A 17,828-nucleotide genomic window follows, 5' to 3' on the forward strand; every position below is an offset into this window, starting at 1 on the left:
CTGGCCACGGCGGTTGCGACGACTGTCCCGTTGTGGAGACTTTGGCCGGTTCAAGCAAATCTGAAAAGGTCAGGGGCGGAATATCCGGTTAAGCTCCTCCTGTGACTCATGCGCATCGCGTCGACAGCGAGGTCGGTCGCCTCCGCACGGTCCTTCTGCACCGACCGGGCCCAGAGCTCAAGCGACTCACCCCCCGCAACAACGATCAACTGCTCTTCGACGGCATCCCCTGGGTCGGACGCGCCCAGCAGGAGCACGATGCCTTCGCGCAGGCCCTGCGCGACCACGACGTCGAGGTCCTCTACCTCACCGAGCTGCTCCAGGAGACGCTGGAGTACCAGCACGCGCGCGACGAGGCGATCGCCGACGTCCTCAGCGACCAGCGGCTCGGCGACCAGCTCCGCGTCATCCTGGAGAGCCACCTCGCCGAGCTGACCACCGAGGACCTCACCCAGGTGCTCGTGGCCGGACTCGCCCATGAGGAGCTGAAGACCGGACGGGGCCTGGTGTACCGGCTCATGGACCGGCACGACTTCGTCATCGACCCGCTGCCGAACGTCCTGTTCACCCGCGACTCCAGCGTGTGGGTCGGCGACCAGGTCGCGGTGACGAGCCTCGCGATGCCAGCGCGTAGCCGCGAGACCGCCCTCACCCGGGTGATCTACCGGTACCACCCGCGGTTCGAGGGCACGAAGCAGCTGTACGACCCGGGCCTGGAGCACATCGAGGGCGGCGACGTCCTCCTGCTCGCCCCCGGCGTGCTCGCGATCGGCACCGGCGAGCGTACGACCCCGGCCGGGGTGGAGCGGATCGCCCGGCGCGCGTTCGACGCCGGTCTCGCGCACACGGTCCTGGCAGTGCCGATCGCGCAGGAGCGCGCGACGATGCACCTCGACACGATCTGCACGATGGTCGACGTCGACAAGGTCGTGATGTACCCGGCCGTGGCGTACTCCCTGGTCGCCTACACGGTGACGAAGGACAACGGCGACCTGCGCGTCTCGCGGGCCCGGCCGTTCCTGGAGGCCGCCGCCGAGGCGATGGGCATCGAGCGGCTCCGGGTGATCGACACCGGCCTCGATCCCGTGACCGCCGAACGCGAGCAGTGGGACGACGGCAACAACACCCTCGCGATCGGCCCGCGCCTCGCGGTCGCGTACGAGCGCAACGTCGAGACCAACGCGCGCCTGGAGGCGGCGGGCATCGAGGTCATCCGGATCCAGGGCAGCGAGCTGGGCAGCGGCCGAGGTGGCCCGCGCTGCATGTCCTGCCCCATCCTCCGCGACCCGGTGTAACCGACCCCGGGTGACCGACCCCGGGTGACCGACCCCGGGTGACCGACCTGCGGTAAGCCGGTCTGCGGCGCCCGAAGGACGCCGGGTGCTACTTCTCGGCGTGCTCCTTGAGAGTGCGCTCCAGCTGCCGTTCGTAGAGCTCGCGGGAGCGGCGCAGGAAGCCGGCCAGGACTTCGAGGTCGGCGTCGCTGTACTCCCGCATGAGGGCGTCGCCTTCGGTGGCGAACGGACCGTACAGTCGCCATGCCTTCTCGCGGGCGGTATCGGTCATCGTGACCAGCACCTTGCGCCGGTCGCCGGGGTCGGGCGACCGGGTGGCGTAGCCGAGGCGCTCCAGCCGGTCGAGCATCGCCGTGACGCTGCCGGTGGTCAGGCCGAGCTCGGGTCCGATGCGCCCGGGGGTCAGCGCGCCGTGCCGCATGAGCAGTTCGAGGCAGCGCAGGTCCGTCCGGTTGACGCCGAGGACCCGTGCGGCCGCCTCGTCGTACGCGTCGACGGCCGCCTGCATCGCCTGCATCTCCTCGCCGACGGCCTGCCGGAGATCGTCACCAGGTTCTCTCGACATCAAGCCTCTCGACCATCGAGTCGTTTTGAACGCCAAGATACATGGCGAACGACAGGGAGCAGCGTACGGCGCCTCTTCCGGAAGAGGCGCCGCTGCCGGTACGAACCGCTCAGAAGGAGGGGTCGAAAACGATCTTCATCGGGTGGACCGCGGGCACGTGGTGGCCGTTGGCCGGCTGGATGGCCCGGAGGATGGCCCAGACGGTGGTGCCGTCGTCCTCATGGGAGACGCCCCAGCCTTCGGAAAGCGTCTCGACGATGCTGAGCCCGCGGCCGCCGAGCGAGGACAGGGCCGCGCGCGTCCGGCGCGGTTCGGTCATCGAACCGCCGTCGCTGACGGCCAGCTGGATGAGGTCGCCGTCATGACTCCAGGACACCCGGATCTCCCCGGACGGCAAAGGACGTGCGTGGCGCAGCGCATTGCTGATGAGCTCGCTGATGACGACGGCCGCGTCGTCCGCGACCTCCTCGTACACACCGGACGCGAGCAGGTCGGCGCACAGGCGCTTTCGCACGTCCGAGACGCTGGACGGCGCATGTGGCAGGAACACGACGCTCGACACCCTCACCTCCCCGGGCACTGGCTCCCGGATACTCCCCGTTACGTGGTCACCCCGGTTACAACCGAAATGCCCGCTTAAAAAACGCGGAAACCGTGCCACAGGAATCTGTTACCAACACCACGTGTAACTGTGACCTCCGCCACGCTGCGAAGATCAGCCCATTTGAGCGGTATGCACCAGTATGACCTGTTACTCAGAGTCACCAAATCTGGGGAGGGTGAACCGCATGCAGGTGCCTCCCAGCCCGTCCGCGCGCGGGTGCGCGGAGACGTCGCCCTGCTGCGCACGGGCCAGCCGGCGCACGATGTACAGCCCGAGTCCAAGGCCTCCGAAACGACGGCGGTCCCCCGCCTCGCCCTGCACGAAACGCTCGAAGACGCGCTCCCGGTCGTCGGCGGCGATCCCGATCCCGTCGTCCTCCACCGTCACCACGATGGCGTCGCCGTCGACGCCCGCACGGACCGTGATCACGCCACCTTCCGGTGAGTACTTCACCGCGTTCTCCAGCAGCTGGCCGGCGATGATGTCCGTCGCCATCGAGTCGCCGAGGGCCGGCGGCAGGTCCTCGGCGATCTTCAGCTCGACGAGGTGGCGCTCCGACACGCCGCGGAAGCCGTACGCCGCGCCACGCAGCAGCCGACCCAGGTCGAACGGCTCACTGGTGACGCTCAGCCCGTCCGGCACCGCACGGGAGTACAGCAGGTTGTCGACGAGACGGCCGAGAGCGTCCGCGCGGTCGGCGATCGTCGCGACCGCGCGCCGCCGGTCGGCCTCGTCGAGCTTCTCCCACCGGTCGACCAGCGTCTTGGCGAACCCCTGCACGACCGTGATCGGCGTACGCAGCTCGTGGCTGGTCATGGACAGGAAGAGGTCCTTGGCCGCTTCGAGGGACTTGGCCTCGGTGACGTCGCGGAAGTCCACGACCACCTCGTCGTGGCCCTCGATCTCGGTGTGCAGGACGTTCAGCCAGGTGCCGGACTCCAGCTGGATCGTCGTCTCGCCGCCCGGATCGGGCAGCGCGAACGGCAGCGGCCGGCCGATGACCTCCTCGGGGGCGAGGCCGGTGATCTGGTGCGCCGAGGGATTCCACCGCTGGACGACGCCGTCGCGGTCGAGCACCGCGATGCCGTCCGCGCTGGCCTCGATCACCGCTCGCTCGTGCCTGCGCTGCCGGACCACCTCGGCGTAGTTCATGGCGTTCCCGAGGACGACTCCGGCGTGCCCGGCGAACAGCTCGAGGAGCTCCAGCTCGATGTGCCCCGCCTTGCGCTTGGAGAACAGGGCGTACAACGCGCCGTACGGGCTGCCCTGGACGTTCGAGATGCCGACGGCGATGGTGTGCAGGCCGTCGAGCTCGGACCAGATCAGGTCGCCGAGGCTGCGTGTGTCGGCCGTGGCCAGCATGACCGTACGGCCGGAGCGCAGCAGCTCGCCGACGAGGCTGGAGCGCAGGTCGGCGGTCGCCCCGCGCAGCCGCCGGGGCAGGCCGGTCATGCTGACCAGCCGCAGCGTGTTGGTGGCCTGCTCGATGACGACGAAGCCGGCGGCGTCCGCGCCGGTGAGCTCGATGAGACCCGACGTGACGCGGTCCAGGACCGCCGGGAGCTCCAGCTCGGCGTTGAGGTCGGCCACCACGTCGTTGAGCCGCCGCACGAGGCGGATGCGCTCGGCCGTCTGGTGCTGAACGGCCTCGTCCTCCCGCACCGGGCGGTAGAGGCCGACCCAGCCGAGGAACTCACCGTCCTCGCCGCGCATCGCGCTGGCGACCGCCCGGGTGTCGATCAACCGGCCGTCGCGGTGCAGCCGCCGGGTGAGGAACGAGATGTGGCCGCCCTCGCGGACGCGTTCGAGCACGGCGCGGTGCTCCGCGGTGTGCTCCTCGGGGACGATGCGCAGCGGCCGGCCCAGCACCTCCTCCGCCGTCCAGCCGAACATCCGCTCGGCGGCGGGGTTCCACAGCCGGACGGTCTGGTCGGCCCCCAACGCGATCATCGCGTCGGCGGAGGAGGCCACCGCCGCACGCATCATCGCATCAGACGAGCTCACGCGGCCCATAGTGCCACCCGCGCCGCGCTCCTATGCGAAGGTCAGCACCAATCCACACTTGCGGCATCGTTTCTGGTTGGGCGCCGTCTGCACCCAGTCGTGATCACACTGCGCCATCGTGATCGCCTCCCGCGCTCCGTACTCCCATCATGACGGGCGCGACGACGCCGTGACGTGCGATTGAGGGTCTTCACCGGCGAATGAGACCGATCGCCCCGGTGACCGCCGCCGCGACGGCGAAGGACAGGAGCGAGGCGCTCATCCAGTCGGCCGGGGTGAAGTGCAGCGCGCTCTGCGCGTGCGTCCACATCCGCGACCACCACCCGACCTGGCCGGGATTGATGAGCTGGTACGTCGCGATGCCCGCCGCCCACGCCACGACCATCCCCCAGCGGGCGGGCGCGCGATCGGAGACGTCCCAGCCGCGCCGTCCGGTGAAGCAGAAGAAGTCCACGGCCAGCACGCCGAGCATCGGCACGAACACCGACCCGATCAGCGTGAGGAAGCCCGCGTAGTTGTCCATGTTCAGGGCGAGGGCGAGCAGCGTCGTCAGGGCGCCCAGCGTGATGGTGAGCAGCCGCCGGTCCACGCGGGGCACGAGGTTCTGGATCGAGACCGCGGTCGAGTAGACGTTCGCGAACGACTGGTCCGCCTCGCGCAGGACGAACACCGCGAAGAACAGCGTGCCGAGGGCGACGTGCTGGAACGGCCCGAACACCTTGGAAGAGTCGCCGGCGACCAGGGCGAGCGCCAGCAGGCCCAGGACGTACGCGACGATCTGCGTCAGCCCGTACGCCACGCTCGCGGCGCCGAACGCCGCCCGCTCGGAGCGGGAGTGCCGCGTGTAGTCGGCCGCCATGGGCACCCAGGAGATGGAGACGGCCAGCGCGGCGTCCGCGCCGATCCAGAAATGGCTCCACGACCCGTGGGAGAGATTCGGGAGGGGCTGGCGGACGAGCTGCACGTAGAAGTAGACGAGGGCCAGGATGACCGCCACGGTGACGTACCGGCGCAGGACCCGGACGGAGCCGAGCGGCCAGATGGTCAGCACGGTCGTGACCACGCCCGCGACGATGACGTACGCCCAGCGCGGGCCGCCGCCGACGAGCTCCTTGGCCGCGCCCGCGATCGTGACCAGCTCGAAGGTGCCCCAGCCGATCATCTGCAGGATGTTCAGGACGGTGGGGACGTACGAGAGGCGCGTGCCGAACAGGCCACGCAGCAGCATCATCGCCGGAACGCCGGCCCGGGTGCCGGGCACGGCCGCCAGCCCGAGCATGATCCCGCCGATCGCGGTGCCGACGACCATGGCGACGATCCCGGCGACGATGGGGAGCCGGGGCGCGCCCTGGGCGTCCGGCGCGAGCACCGTGTAGGCGCCGGAGAAGGCGAGGAGACTGACGCCCAGGTTGGCCCAGAAGGCGCTCTGGTCCCAGAAGCTGAGGACCTTGGGGGCGGGCTGATCGAGGGTGTACGGGGCCTCGTTGTCGAGTGGACGTTCGTCGACGGCAGTGCTCAAGGCACACTCCCTACGCCGGCATTACCCGGTCAGGTTCGAGCGGTCGGCGGCGCGTGTGAAGCCGCCCTCTCAGCCCGGTCGTCGCCCGAGCTCCCGCGAGTCTGAACTTTTCCGCCGTTAATGTACCTCGATCAGGCGACGTATGGCTCTCCGCCCGATTCGCTGACCATCGGACGGCCCGCCGCGACCCAGGCGTGCATGCCGCCCGAGACGTTCGCGGTCTTCCAGCCGGCGTTGTTGAACGCCATGACCACCGACGCCGACCGGGCCCCCGACCGGCAGATGACGAAGACGTCCTCGCCGGTGGGCACCTCGGACGCGCGGGCGCCGAGCTGGCTGAGCGGGATGTGGATCGCGCGAGGCGCGTGCCCAGCCTCCCATTCGTCCAGTTCGCGCACGTCCAGGAGGTATGCGTCGTCCGGAACCTTGGCGACTTCCACAGCGGGAACCTGGTCCCTGAAAGCATTCACAAGTTAACGGAACCACGAGCCGACGCCCGGCGTCGAATCGTCATGAGGCAATCTCTAACCAGACTGGGACCAGCGGCCGTCGCCCTCCCTGGCATCGCCGCCGCCCTCATGCTGGGCGGTTGCGGCAGCGGGAAGGACACCGCGACGGTCAAGCCGAGCGGGCCGTCCACTTCCGCGCCCGGATCCTCGGCACCGGGGCAGGCGGGAAAGACCCGGCTGACCATCACGGTGCGCGACTCGCAGACGTCGCAGCCCAAGACCAGGACGCTCACCTGCGACCCCGTCGGCGGCGACCTGCCCAAGGCCAAGGAGGCGTGCGCGGCGCTCGCCACGGCGGCCGCGACGGGCAAGGACCCGTTCGCGCCGACGCCGAAGAACGTGATGTGCACCCAGATCTACGGCGGGCCGGAGACCGCCACCGTCACCGGCACCTGGAACGGCAAGAAGGTCGACGCGACGTTCAGCCGCAAGAACGGCTGCGAGATCAAGCGGTGGGGCACCCTGGCCCTGCTGTTCGGCTCGCACCCGCCGGTCCGCTGACCACGGCCCTCCGCCGGTCCGGTGCGGCGGATGTGCCGCCGTGCCGGACCGCGACCGCGCGCTGACAACGGTCGACGGCGGCTCGCTGCGCGTGGCCTACTTGAGCAGCCGGGACATCCGGCGGTCGGCCAGGGGCTTTCCGCCCGTCTGGCATGTCGGGCAGTACTGCAGGGCGGAGTCCGCGAACGACACCTCTCTGATCGTGTCGCCGCACACCGGGCACTTCTGGCCTGCCCGGCCGTGCACCCGCAGGCCCTCCTTCTTCTCTCCCTTGAGGTCCTTGGCCGCCAGGCCCCGGGAGCGCTCGACGGCGTCGCCGAGCGTGCGGATGATCGCGTCGTACAGCGTCGCGACGTCCTCGTCCGTGAAGCTCGCCGCCAGCTTGAACGGCGACATCCGCGCCACGTGCAGGACCTCGTCGGAGTAAGCGTTGCCGATGCCGGCGATCACGCTCTGGTCGCGCAGCAGTCCCTTGATCTGGGTGCGCCGGCCGTCGAGGATGCCCTTCAGCGTGTCCGCGGTGAAGCCGTCGGCGAGCGGGTCGGGGCCGAGCGACTGGACGCCCGGGACCTCGGCGGCGTCGCGCACGACGTAGACCGCGAGCCTCTTCTGGGTGCCCGCCTCGGTCAGGTCGAATCCGGATCCGTCGTCGAGGTGCACCCGGAGGGCCAGCGGGCCCTTGCCCGGCCGGGGCGGCGCCGGCGGCAGCGCGTCCTTCCAGCGCAGCCAGCCCGCGCGGGCCAGGTGGATGACCAGGTGCAGCCCGTCGACGTCAAGGTCGAGGAACTTGCCGTGGCGCGCGACCCCGGTGACGGTCAGGCCGCTCAGCGCGGTGATCGGCGGATCGTACGTCTTCAGCGACGAGATGGCGGCCACGTCGATCCGCGCGATCGCCCGCCCGACGGCGTGCTCGCGCAGGAAGGCGGCGAGGGACTCCACCTCCGGCAGCTCCGGCATGGTCCCAGGGTACGGCTCCGTCCACAGGCTGTGGACGATCGCCGCCAGGCCGGTCGGGAGAACCGCGCCTCGATCGCCGGGCGGGACCTTCGGCCCTTGGCCCGGCGCGGCCCGCACGGCGATTCTGGTGAGGGGAGTCCGACGTGACCATCACCGTCGCCCTGGGCGGCGACACGATGCTGGGACGCGGGGTCGCGGAGCGAATCGCCGTGTCCGGCCCGTACGGGCTGTTCGCCGACGAGGTGCGGCGGATGTTCCGCTCCGCCGACCTGTCGCTGGTCAACCTCGAGTGCTGCGTTTCCGCGCGCGGCCACCCCTGGCCGGCCCCCGGTAAACCGTTCCACTTCCGCGCCCCGCCGCGAGCCGTCGACACCCTCGCCGACCTGGGGATCGACGGCGTGACGCTGGCCAACAACCACGGGCTGGACTACGGCCACGAGGCTCTGACGGACACGCTCGCGCACTTGTCCCGGGCGGGCATCCGGGCCGTCGGCGCTGGACCCGACCTGCGGCGGGCGCGCGAACCCGCCCTCTTCGACCTCGAGGACGCGCGCGTGGCCGTCCTCGGCGTCACCGACCATCCGCCCGACTTCGCCGCCCGCGCCGACCGGCCCGGGGTCGCGTACGCCGACCTGCGCCACCAGGTCCCGGCCTGGCTCACCGACCGGGTCCGCGCGCTGTCCGCCGACGGGTTCCTCGTCCTCGTGCTGGCGCACTGGGGTCCCAACATGACCACCGAACCCCTCCGTTACATCCGGGCGGCGGCGCGGGCGCTGGTCGACGCCGGGGCGACGCTGGTCGCCGGGCACTCCGCGCATGTCTTCCACGGCGTGTGCGGCCGCGTCCTGTACGACCTCGGCGACCTCATCGACGACTACGCCGTGGACCCGGTGCTGCGGAACGATCTGGGCCTCGCGTTCCAGGTGAGGCTGGAGGGACGGCGGATCGCCCGGCTCACGGCCGTCCCGCTGACGCTCGAGTACGCCCGTACCCGCCTCGCCACCGGCGCCGATCACGCCTGGATCCACAAGCGGTTCGCCGCCGCGTGCGCGGGATTCGGCACCACCGTCGCCGAGGCGGAGGACGGACGGCTCACCGTGACCTGCCCCGTACCGGACGGGTGACCGAGAAGGATGATCGCTCGTACGGACGTGCGGCCGAGGCCGAGGACGGACGGCTCGCCCCGGCCGACCCGTATCGAACGTGCGACCGAGGAGGATGGCGGGCGGCTCCCCCAGCCGATCCCGTACGGACGTGCGGCCGGGGGTGAGGGGCGAAAGTCCCTGGTCGTTCGGGACGGTCGGCCGTCCTGGCACTCGCCTCCCGCCGCCCACGCTGAAGAGAGCAGCGGATTTCGGGGGGGAATGATGGAAGGACCAGCGGACGTCTTCCGGGAAAAGCTCGCCGAGCGCGTACGCGCGGCCGGCGCGGACGAGAACGGCCTCGTCTCGGTGCTCGCCGAGCTCGAGGACGCGATCGACGCCGATCCTCGGGGCGGGGACCCCGAGGCCGTGTACGCCGCTTTGGTGGCCTGGGCCACGCTCTGCTCGGATCTCGTCGCCGCGTTCTACCGGGCGCACGACGGGTCCGCGGGAGTGCCGGTGGCGGTGGCCGCGGGCGTTCAGCGGATCGCCCGGCGGCTCCGTCATTCGCTGGGCCACGTGGCGAACGGGCTGGGCGCCGCCGGGTACTCCGTCACGATCGGTCCGCGTTCATCGGCACTGTCCGCCGCGCTGACCTGGCGTACCCCTCCGGCCGCGCCGTGAGCTCCTTCGATCCAGCCCCTCTCTTTGACGATGCCTTCACCATGGCCCAAACTGGAGTTAGGGGCCACCGTAAAGAGCTGGGAGCGGCAACGGGCGGAGGTGGCCATGTCGTTCACGGAAATCACCAAGGTGCTGGGCAGGCACACCTGGTGGCCGAACGGATCTCCCGACGGGGCGCAGCCGCGTCCGGATCTCCGGACGTCGGCGATCACCGCCGATGACGGTGTCCGGCTGCACGTCGAGGTACAGGAGGCCTCCGAGGCCAGGGTGACCGTCGTCTTCTGCCACGGGTTCCTGCTCAACTCCACCAGCTGGCACGTCCAGCGGGACGCGCTGGACGGCCGGGCCCGCGCCGTGCTCTGGGATCTCCGCGGGCACGGCCGATCCGGCTGGGGGGATCCGCCGAACGCCACCATTGACCAGCTGGGCCGTGATCTGTACTCGGTGCTCCAGGCGACCGCGCGGAAGGGGCCGGTCGTCCTGGTCGGCCACTCGATGGGCGGCATGGCGATCCTCGGGCTCGCCGAGGCGCACCCGGAGCTGTTCGGCGAGCGGATCGCCGGCGTGCTCCTCGCCGCGACCTCCTCTGGTGGCCTGTCCTCCGTGACGATCGGGCTGCCGGAGCGCACGGCCCGCGTCCTGCACCGGATGGTCCCCGTCACGCTGGGCACGCTCCGCCACCAGGCCCGGCTGGTGGACGCGGCTCGGCGGCCGCTCGGCGGGATGTCCTTCCTGCTGACCCGGTCGTACCTCTTCGGCGCCCGCGTGTCGAAGGAGGTCGCCGAGGTCACCACCCGGCTGATGGCCTCCGTCCCCATCGAGGTGATCGCCGACTTCTACAAGGAGCTCATCACGTACGACAAACGGGCCGCCCTGCCCGCGCTCGGGCGCGTGCCCGTGCTCGTCATGGTCGGCGACCGGGACCTGATCACGCCGGTACGGCACGCCGAGGACCTCGTTGCCGAGATCCCCGGCGCCGAGCTCGCGGTGATCCCCGGCGCCGGGCACCTGATGACCCTCGAACGTGCCGGCGACGTCAACCGGCACCTGTGGGCCCTCCTCCGGCGTGCCACCGGCGTCGAGCCGCCCGCCGAGCCCACCGTCGTCAACGGCCAGGAACCGGCCCCGCACCTCCGGCCCGAGCGCAAGCCCCTCCTCGGACGGCGCGCCCCTCGCCGGGAGAAGGGCCGCCGGAAGAGCTGACCCGTCCCGTACGCCACCCTCGGGGAAGCGGCGTCACCGGCTGCGGCAACAACAGGTGACATCCCCCACCGAGAGGGTCGCATGACCGAGACGAGAAGCCCGTGAGGGCCGAGGCGGGCGCCGAGACCGACGCCGAGGTGATCGAGGCCTCGCTGCGCGAACCGGAGCGGTTCGCGGACCTGTACGACCGGCATCACCAGACGATCCACCGGTATCTCGCACGACGGCTCGGCCGCGATGAGGCCGACGATCTCATGGCCGAGACCTTTCTGATCGCCTTCCGGCAGCGGGACCGCTACGACCTCACCTGCGCGAACGCGCGCCCCTGGCTCTACGGCATCGCCACTCACCTGGTCGGGCGGCACCACCGCGCGGAGGACCGCTTCTGGCGGCTCATCGCCAGGACCGGCGTCGACCCGGCGATCGAGTCCCCGAGTGAGCGCGTCACCGAACGCGTCACCGCGCAGGGCATGCGCCGCGAACTCGCGGCAGCACTCGCCAGGCTGCCGCGCGGACAGCGCGACGTCCTGCTGCTCACCGCCGCCGGCGGCCTGTCCGCCGAGGAGATCGCCTCCGCTCTCGGCGTCGCGAAGGGCACCGTCCACTCCCGGCTCAACCGGGCCCGCAAGAAGACCCGCGACGCGCTCGGCGGCACCGACCCCCGGGTCGTCGGGGAAGGAGTTCACCCATGAACGAGCTCGAGCGCATGTGCGCCGAGGTCCCCCCGCCCGCAGCCACCGCGGTGATGGAAGGCCGCCGCCGGCTCCTCGCCGCCACCCAGGGCGTTCCGGCGGCGAGGCCGTCACGCCGGTCGTTCCGGCTGCCCCGTACGGGGGTCCGGCTGGCCGTCGTCGGGGCGCTCGCGGTCGCGATCGCCGCCGGCGTCACGATCGCGCAGAACGTCGGCGGCACCGACCGTCACGGCCATCCGCGGCCGGTGATCCCCGGCCTCCCCGCCGGCCCGGTCGCCAACGCCGAGGACCTGCTGAAGCGCGCCGCCGGCGCCGCGGAGGCGCAGCAGTTCGCGCCCCGCCCGGACCAGTGGATCTACGTGGAGTCCCGCCAGCGCTTTCCTGCGATCGGAACCCACGCGGAAGGCCCGAAGACGCCGCTCGTGAAGTTCGTCGAGCGCACGTGGTGGCGTGCCGACGGCAAGCAGATCGCCCGGACGCAGGAGGGCCATTACGGCGACGGGAAGCTCCGGATCGAGAACGGCAATCAGCTCTGGAAGCACAACTATCCGATGCTCGCGGCCCTGCCGACCGATCCGGCGGCCCTCGACGCCTGGGTCGCCTCCCATGAGTTCATCGGCGGCCTGAAGCCGAAGAACGCGGAGGAGCGGGCGGTCGCTCTCTACGGCCAGTACTGCGCCATCCTGCGGAACGGCGTGGCACCGCCCAAGATCGAGGCGGCGGTCTTCCGGGCGATCGCCCGCATCTCCGGTGTCACGCTGCGGAAGAACACCGTCGACCTGGCAGGACGCCCGGCCATCGCGGTGGGACGCGTCGAGGAGGGCTACCTGTTCAGGGAGATCCTGATCGATCCCAAGACATACGCCTATCTGGGCGAGCGCGACATCGCCGTCAAGGACCACGCGTCCACGGCCACGGACGGCAGATGGACGATCAAGAAGGGCGCCATCCTCAACCTCGAGACGCACGCCACCCCGAAGATCGTCGATCGGCCCGGTCAGCGTCCCTGACCCAGGTCTCCCGGGCCGCACCTTCTTGACGCGGCGCATGCTCGCAGCTCGGTCATTGACGCCCGGACTTCCCTTTCCCTCCCTCCGGCCTGATTCGCACAGGACGGCCCAGCCGCCATGCCCGGCGGCCGACGAAAAAGGTTCCGATGAGAAGACGAACGGCCACGCTCGCGACCGTCGCGACGGCCCTGACTCTGGTCACGACCGGCCCTCTGCCCGCGTCTCACGCTGTTCCCCGCCCGCCCCACGCGCCGGATGGCGCGACTTATCCCAACGGTTACCGGGGCGTCGCCGTGCACGGCGGTACGACGGCCGCCCGGAGCAACGCGATCGGCGACGTCCTCGGCATCATGCGGGAGTCAAAACCGCTCTCGGCAGTGCGTACCAAGTCGGCCGCTGCCGACACGCATACGCTCACGGTCGACCTCGTCGACCGCAGTGGAGCGGCCCCACGGACGGCCGACGCACAGTACGTGTTCTTCCGCCCGCTGGACGGTTCGACCCCCCTCTACGGTCAGGCGGAGGACGGCCACCTGACCGCCGACCTGCCGCCCGGCGAGTACGTCGTCGAAGCCGATGTGTACACCCCGAAGGCCGACGGCACGAGGCCGCTCACCCTGGTCTACCTGCCCCGCTTCGTCCTCGATCGGGACCGTACGGTGGTGCTGGACGCACGCCTGGGCCGCCCCATGTCCATCGCGGCCGACCGTCCGGACGCCCGCCTGACCGGTGGTGACGGCGGCGGTGGGCTCGCGCGTGTGGTGCAGGACATCGGCGGTAAGACCACGACGACCGCGACCGTCTTCCTCGACGGCTCGCCCACCTATGTCACACCGAGCGACCGCGCGCCGGGACTCTCGCTCCTCATGGCGGGACGGCTGACGAAGGACGGCGCGGTGACGGGCAGCCCGTACATCTACAACGTCGCCGGTGACGCCTCGGACCAGGAGCTCATCCCCGCCGATCCCGTCCTCCGGGTCCGTACGGCGGATCTGGCCGCCGTACGGACCCGCTACGCGCGGCAGGGCGTGCCCGGCTGCGCCGGCACCCACGCCGCCGCGCTTCTGCCGGGCGGAGGGTTCAACGTGGGGTTCTATGCGGGCGTCGGGCCGCTACCCGCCACCCGAACCGAGTACTTCAGCCCCGGCGTCGACTGGGACACCGACACCGTCGTCGGACCGGCGGACTGCTCCTTCAACGAGGGCAGCACCACCGGTGTCACCGAGCACTTCGAGCACGCCGGCGCGTACACCCGCGACCGGACGACGGGGCCGCTCGGCCCCGGAGCCGACTACAACGCTGTGATCGGCGACGGCACCCCGCTGTTCTGGGTGCCCATGCTGAGCTCTTGGGGCGCGAGGTCGGGGATCGCTCCGTACGACCGCGTCACCGGGCAGACGACACTGCAGGACGCCGGCGGGAAGGTCATCGGCACCAGCGACCAGCCGGGCTACGGCGAGTTCCCGCTGCCGCCGGGGCAGGGCTCGTACAAGGTCACCACCGACCTGAACCGTCAGGCCCCGTGGTCGGACCTCGCGACGCGGCAGCACGTCGTCTGGACCTTCCCCGCGAAGGTCCCCGACGGGGACGAGGCCGCGTACGCGCCCCTGCTCTCCGTGCTGTACCGCACCCCGCTGGACGACGACAACCGTGCGACGCCAGGGACCCAGCGGATCGCTCTCGACGCGCGGACCAACGGGAACGAGCCGAAGCCGACGATCGGCCGTATGACCGTCCAGGTCTCCTACGACAACGGCGTGATCTGGTCGGATGCCCCGGTCGCCAGGACGGCCGACGGCTGGACGGCCACGGTGCGCAACCCCGAAGGAGTGCGGGGCGGGTACGTGTCGCTCCGCACCGTCGCCGAGGACACCACGGGGCGCACCGTCGACCAGACGATCGTCCACGCCTACGGCTTGAAACCCTGACCTCCTGGACCCGAGGGCGAGACATGCGTCTCGCCCTCGGGTGCATATGACCGCTACCGGTTCCCAGGCTTGTCGACGAGCTTCACGAGGGTCCGGAGTTGGGAGCTCACGAGGGTTCCCGCCGGCGGGACGCGGTAGTTCGCCCCCTGCTGCTCCCAGGCCTTGCGCTTGGTCGCGGACAGCCCCGCGGGCGGCTGCGGGCGCTTCTTCTGGACGCCGTCGCTCACCACCCGTGCGCCCAGGTACTGATAGGTACGCGGATCGAAGAGGATCTCTTGGGTGTGGGGGAGCGACAGCCCGACGGCGGGCTCCCCCACGGCGTCCGGGGACTTGTCGACGCGGATCCCGGGCAGTGTGCCCAGCGCCCGGTACAGCGCGGACTGCACCTTCGGCGGCGCTCCCAGCGGGGAGTTCCACAACAGTTCGCCGGCGTTGGCGAACGCCCGCTCGTCGGGCGAGTCGGCATCGTCCGGGGAAAGTCCCGGCTGGTCGCGAAGGGCGGCCAGCATCTTCCGGGGTTCGGTCGGCAGCCCGGCGAGCCGGCGCCACGCGCCCAACGGGGTGTACACCTCGGGCCCGGGGTTCCTCGGACCGTGGACGACGATCCGCCCTTCGATCCGGCTCGCGTCCTGTCGCGCGTCGAGTCGTTCCCAGCCCTCGTACTTGTAGACGTGGTCCTGGCGCTTGGGGTCGTAGCCGACCAACCGGTAATAGACCCACTGGCTCGGCTGGGGGTTCAGCGCCGCCTGTCGCTCGGCGTTCCGCGCGGCCCCTGCCAGCACCTCCTGCGCGGCACTCAGGCGGATCGCCGACCGTGTGGTGGGAGCACCCGATCCGCCGCTGCCCACGGTCACCACGGCAACGGTGGCCGCCGCCGCGCCCAGCGCGACGCCGGCGGCCCAGAACGGCGCCGCGCGCCGCCGCGTACGGCCGCGTGTCCCCCTGACCACGCGTTCGCGGCCGACGGCGAGAACCGACGGCGAAGGCTTGGGCTCGGTGAACATCTGCTTCACGATCTCGATCTCCTCCATCAGTTCTCCTTCGCGGGGTTGACGCCACCGAGGACACGGCGCAGTTCACGCTTGGCGCGGTTGAGACGGGAGCCGACGGTCCCGCTGGCGATGCCGAGGGCCTCGGCGACCTCCTGGTAGCTGAGCCCGCCCAGTGCGGTCAGGAACAGCACGTCCCGTTCGGCCTGGGACAGGCCGTTGATGGCCCGCGCCAGCTCCGGACCGGCCCGCTGGGCCGCCACCCGGGCGGCCACATGGTCCTCATGGCCGTCGGTCGCATCCTCAGCGCTCATCCGGAACAGGGCCTTGAGCCGGCGCCCCTCACTGCGCCGATGCCGGGACACGACCTTCGTCGCGATCCCGTACAGCCAGGGCTTGACGGCGCCGCGGGCCGGGTCGAAGGTCGCCCTCTTGCGGAACGCGACCAGGAAGACATCGGCGGTCAGGTCGTCGGCGGACTCCCGCCCCAGGCGCCCGGCGATGTACCGGTGGATGTCCTCGGCGTACCGGTCGTACAGGACGGTGAACCACTCGGGGTCGTCCCGGCTGAGGGGAAGGGTCTCTGTTTCAACAGGCATCGGCTTCCTCCGGGGTGGCGGTCACCCGGTACTCGCCCGCAGCCGTGATCCTCTTCATCTCGCACATGGTGCGGCCTCCGCGGCACGCCGGAAGCCGGAATCCGGGGCCACCGCGGAGCCTTGACATTGACGCCGGTGTCAAGGCGTACCGTCGCTGACGGCCACGGATCAGGGAGGAACCGGTGCGGATCGGGGAGCTGGCCGAGCGGGCCGGGGTGAGCACGCGGGCGCTCCGCTACTACGAGCAGCAGGGCCTGCTCCCGGCACGCCGCGCCGCGAACGGCTACCGGGAGTACGACGAGTCGGATCTCCGCCTGGTCGTGGAGATCCGTTCGCTGCTGACGGCGGGGTTCACCTTGGAGGACGCCCGGCCGTTCGTGGACTGCCTGCGGTCGGGGCAGTCGACGGGGGCCTCCTGCCCGGAGTCGGTCGCCGTCTACCGGCGCAAGCTCGCCGAGATCGACGCCGAGATCCGCGACCTGATCAGGCGACGGATCGACGTGGCCGACCAACTGGCGCGGGCCTGCCCGGGCTGCGCCCTTTTCCCGGAGGGAACAGATGATCACGCTGACCAGCGAGAATTTCGACGAGCTCGTGCTCCGCGACGGGACGCCGATACTGGTCGACTTCTGGGCGGAGTGGTGCCCTCCGTGCAAGATGATCGCTCCGATCCTGGAGCAGATCGAGGCGGAGTACGGTGACCGCCTCCGGATCGCCAAGATCAACGGTGACGAGCACCCGGAGATCGTGGAGCGATACGGCGTGATGGGCTTTCCCACCCTGAACCTCTACCGCGACGGTCAGGTGGTCCAGCAGATCATGGGCGCCCGCTCCAAGCGCCGCCTCCTCGCCGACCTGGCCGGCCACCTCTGACGATCCCACCGGCCGGTCGTCAACCGCTGAGGAGCTTGACGACGGCCGCGACGCCCACGCAGACGATCACACCGCGCAGAACCGGGGACGGGAGCCGGCGCCCCACCCTCGCACCGAGGAAGCCTCCGGCCATCGACCCCAGCGCGACGAGCGCCACGGCCCACCAGTCGACCTTCGCGACCAGCACGTACAGCACCGCGGCCGTGGCGTTCACCAGCAACGTCAGGACGTTCTTGGCGGCGACGACGCGTTGCAGGTCTTCATCCAGGAAGACGCCGAACAGGCCGACCAAGAGCACGCCCTGTGCCGCACCGAAATAGCCGCCATAGACGCCGGCCGCGAACACGCCCAGCCACAGCCAGGGCCCGCCGTGTGCCTTCCGGGGCCGGGCGGCGAGCCTGCGGCTGATCACGGGCTGGGTCAGGACCAGCACGCAGGACAGCCCGATCAGCACGGCGACGACCGTGGTGAAGGCGCGTTCCGGCAGATTGAGCAGCAACAACCCGCCGATCAGCGAGCCCGCCACCGAGGCCGGGACCAGCCGGGCGAGACGGCCGCGCTGCCCCGAGAGCTCGGCCTGGTATCCGAGGACACCGGTGACCCCGCCGGGCACCAGGCCGATGTTGTTGGAGACGTTCGCCGTGATCGGCGGCAGTCCCACGGCGAGCAGCGTGGGGAAGGTGATCAGGGAGCCCGATCCGACGATCGCGTTGATGGCGCCGGCCACGATCCCCGCCGCCAGCACGGCGACCATCGCCCACGGCCGTTCGGACAGCCCGAAGATCGCGGCGCATCCAGCGCCGAGCACGGCAAC

Annotated in this window: 19 protein-coding genes and 1 riboswitch; of the genes, 10 read left to right on the plus strand and 9 right to left on the minus strand. The window is 71.0% G+C overall.

What is annotated here, in order from left to right; translation table 11 throughout:
* Positions 1-101: 101 nt before the first annotated feature.
* Positions 102-1,295 (plus strand): arginine deiminase, encoded by a 1,194-nt coding sequence (locus ABEA24_RS45410; RefSeq protein ID WP_345440734.1) that lies wholly within the window; start codon positions 102-104, stop codon positions 1,293-1,295.
* An 88-nt stretch (positions 1,296-1,383) separates the two neighbouring features.
* On the opposite strand, the gene ABEA24_RS45415 is transcribed toward ABEA24_RS45410, so the two are convergent.
* The 5 genes from ABEA24_RS45415 to ABEA24_RS45435 form a co-directional block, all read right to left on the minus strand.
* The gene (locus tag ABEA24_RS45415) at positions 1,384-1,860 is read right to left on the minus strand and encodes a MarR family winged helix-turn-helix transcriptional regulator (protein ID WP_345440737.1); all 477 of its coding nucleotides are present in this window, start codon (positions 1,858-1,860) and stop codon (positions 1,384-1,386) included.
* Between the two features lie 109 nt (positions 1,861-1,969).
* Entirely contained in the window at positions 1,970-2,440 is a 471-nt protein-coding gene (locus ABEA24_RS45420; RefSeq protein WP_345440740.1) for an ATP-binding protein, read from the minus strand.
* 171 nt (positions 2,441-2,611) lie between these two features.
* Positions 2,612-4,477: a sensor histidine kinase gene (locus ABEA24_RS45425; protein ID WP_345440743.1), complete on the minus strand. Its 1,866-nt coding sequence runs from the start codon at positions 4,475-4,477 to the stop codon at positions 2,612-2,614.
* Between the two features lie 181 nt (positions 4,478-4,658).
* Positions 4,659-5,987: a purine-cytosine permease family protein gene (locus tag ABEA24_RS45430; RefSeq protein WP_345440745.1), complete on the minus strand. Its 1,329-nt coding sequence runs from the start codon at positions 5,985-5,987 to the stop codon at positions 4,659-4,661.
* A riboswitch (TPP riboswitch) is annotated at positions 5,978-6,094 on the minus strand. Its footprint overlaps the gene before it by 10 nt.
* Positions 6,095-6,118: 24 nt before the next feature.
* Positions 6,119-6,427 (minus strand): rhodanese-like domain-containing protein, encoded by a 309-nt coding sequence (locus tag ABEA24_RS45435; protein WP_345440747.1) that lies wholly within the window; start codon positions 6,425-6,427, stop codon positions 6,119-6,121.
* Between the two features lie 72 nt (positions 6,428-6,499).
* Here ABEA24_RS45435 and ABEA24_RS45440 point away from each other — a divergent pair, with 72 nt between their 5' ends.
* Positions 6,500-6,997, plus strand: coding sequence for an SSI family serine proteinase inhibitor (locus tag ABEA24_RS45440; protein WP_345440749.1), 498 nt, complete (start codon positions 6,500-6,502; stop codon positions 6,995-6,997).
* A gap of 96 nt (positions 6,998-7,093) precedes the next feature.
* Here the strand turns inward: ABEA24_RS45440 and ABEA24_RS45445 are convergent, their stop codons facing one another.
* Positions 7,094-7,954, minus strand: a complete 861-nt coding sequence (locus tag ABEA24_RS45445; protein ID WP_345440751.1) for an Fpg/Nei family DNA glycosylase — start codon at positions 7,952-7,954, stop codon at positions 7,094-7,096.
* A gap of 143 nt (positions 7,955-8,097) precedes the next feature.
* On the opposite strand from ABEA24_RS45445, the gene ABEA24_RS45450 reads away from it, so the two are divergent.
* From ABEA24_RS45450 to ABEA24_RS45475, 6 genes are all read left to right on the plus strand, one after another.
* Positions 8,098-9,078 (plus strand): CapA family protein, encoded by a 981-nt coding sequence (locus ABEA24_RS45450; RefSeq protein WP_345440754.1) that lies wholly within the window; start codon positions 8,098-8,100, stop codon positions 9,076-9,078.
* A gap of 240 nt (positions 9,079-9,318) precedes the next feature.
* The gene (locus tag ABEA24_RS45455; protein ID WP_345440757.1) at positions 9,319-9,720 is read left to right on the plus strand and encodes a hypothetical protein; all 402 of its coding nucleotides are present in this window, start codon (positions 9,319-9,321) and stop codon (positions 9,718-9,720) included.
* A 105-nt stretch (positions 9,721-9,825) separates the two neighbouring features.
* Positions 9,826-10,923 (plus strand): alpha/beta fold hydrolase, encoded by a 1,098-nt coding sequence (locus ABEA24_RS45460; RefSeq protein ID WP_345440760.1) that lies wholly within the window; start codon positions 9,826-9,828, stop codon positions 10,921-10,923.
* A 101-nt stretch (positions 10,924-11,024) separates the two neighbouring features.
* Positions 11,025-11,615, plus strand: a complete 591-nt coding sequence (locus ABEA24_RS45465; protein WP_345440763.1) for an RNA polymerase sigma factor — start codon at positions 11,025-11,027, stop codon at positions 11,613-11,615.
* Positions 11,612-12,625 (plus strand): CU044_5270 family protein, encoded by a 1,014-nt coding sequence (locus tag ABEA24_RS45470; RefSeq protein WP_345440766.1) that lies wholly within the window; start codon positions 11,612-11,614, stop codon positions 12,623-12,625. The genes ABEA24_RS45465 and ABEA24_RS45470 overlap by 4 nt, the downstream gene beginning before the upstream one ends.
* A 146-nt stretch (positions 12,626-12,771) precedes the next feature.
* Positions 12,772-14,553 (plus strand): hypothetical protein, encoded by a 1,782-nt coding sequence (locus tag ABEA24_RS45475; protein ID WP_345440769.1) that lies wholly within the window; start codon positions 12,772-12,774, stop codon positions 14,551-14,553.
* A gap of 53 nt (positions 14,554-14,606) precedes the next feature.
* Here ABEA24_RS45475 and ABEA24_RS45480 read toward each other — a convergent pair whose 3' ends face one another.
* Together ABEA24_RS45480 and ABEA24_RS45485 are read right to left on the minus strand one after the other, a co-directional pair.
* Complete coding sequence (locus ABEA24_RS45480; protein ID WP_345440772.1) at positions 14,607-15,584, minus strand: CU044_5270 family protein; 978 nt, start codon at positions 15,582-15,584, stop codon at positions 14,607-14,609.
* A complete protein-coding gene (locus ABEA24_RS45485) occupies positions 15,584-16,141 on the minus strand; it encodes an RNA polymerase sigma factor (protein ID WP_345440775.1) in 558 nt (185 codons plus the stop codon). The genes ABEA24_RS45480 and ABEA24_RS45485 overlap by 1 nt, the downstream gene beginning before the upstream one ends.
* A gap of 182 nt (positions 16,142-16,323) precedes the next feature.
* Here ABEA24_RS45485 and ABEA24_RS53880 point away from each other — a divergent pair, with 182 nt between their 5' ends.
* Together ABEA24_RS53880 and trxA are read left to right on the plus strand one after the other, a co-directional pair.
* Entirely contained in the window at positions 16,324-16,842 is a 519-nt protein-coding gene (locus ABEA24_RS53880) for a MerR family transcriptional regulator (protein WP_425551315.1), read from the plus strand.
* Complete coding sequence (gene trxA / locus ABEA24_RS45495; RefSeq protein WP_425551316.1) at positions 16,736-17,014, plus strand: thioredoxin; 279 nt, start codon at positions 16,736-16,738, stop codon at positions 17,012-17,014. Before ABEA24_RS53880 ends, trxA begins: the two co-directional genes overlap by 107 nt.
* Positions 17,015-17,033: 19 nt before the next feature.
* Here the strand turns inward: trxA and ABEA24_RS45500 are convergent, their stop codons facing one another.
* Positions 17,034-17,768, minus strand: coding sequence for a sulfite exporter TauE/SafE family protein (locus ABEA24_RS45500; protein WP_345441030.1), 735 nt, complete (start codon positions 17,766-17,768; stop codon positions 17,034-17,036).
* Positions 17,769-17,828: the final 60 nt, after the last annotated feature.

Source organism: Actinoallomurus vinaceus (genome assembly GCF_039542055.1).
GTDB classification, from domain to species: Bacteria; Actinomycetota; Actinomycetes; order Streptosporangiales; family Streptosporangiaceae; genus Actinoallomurus; species Actinoallomurus vinaceus.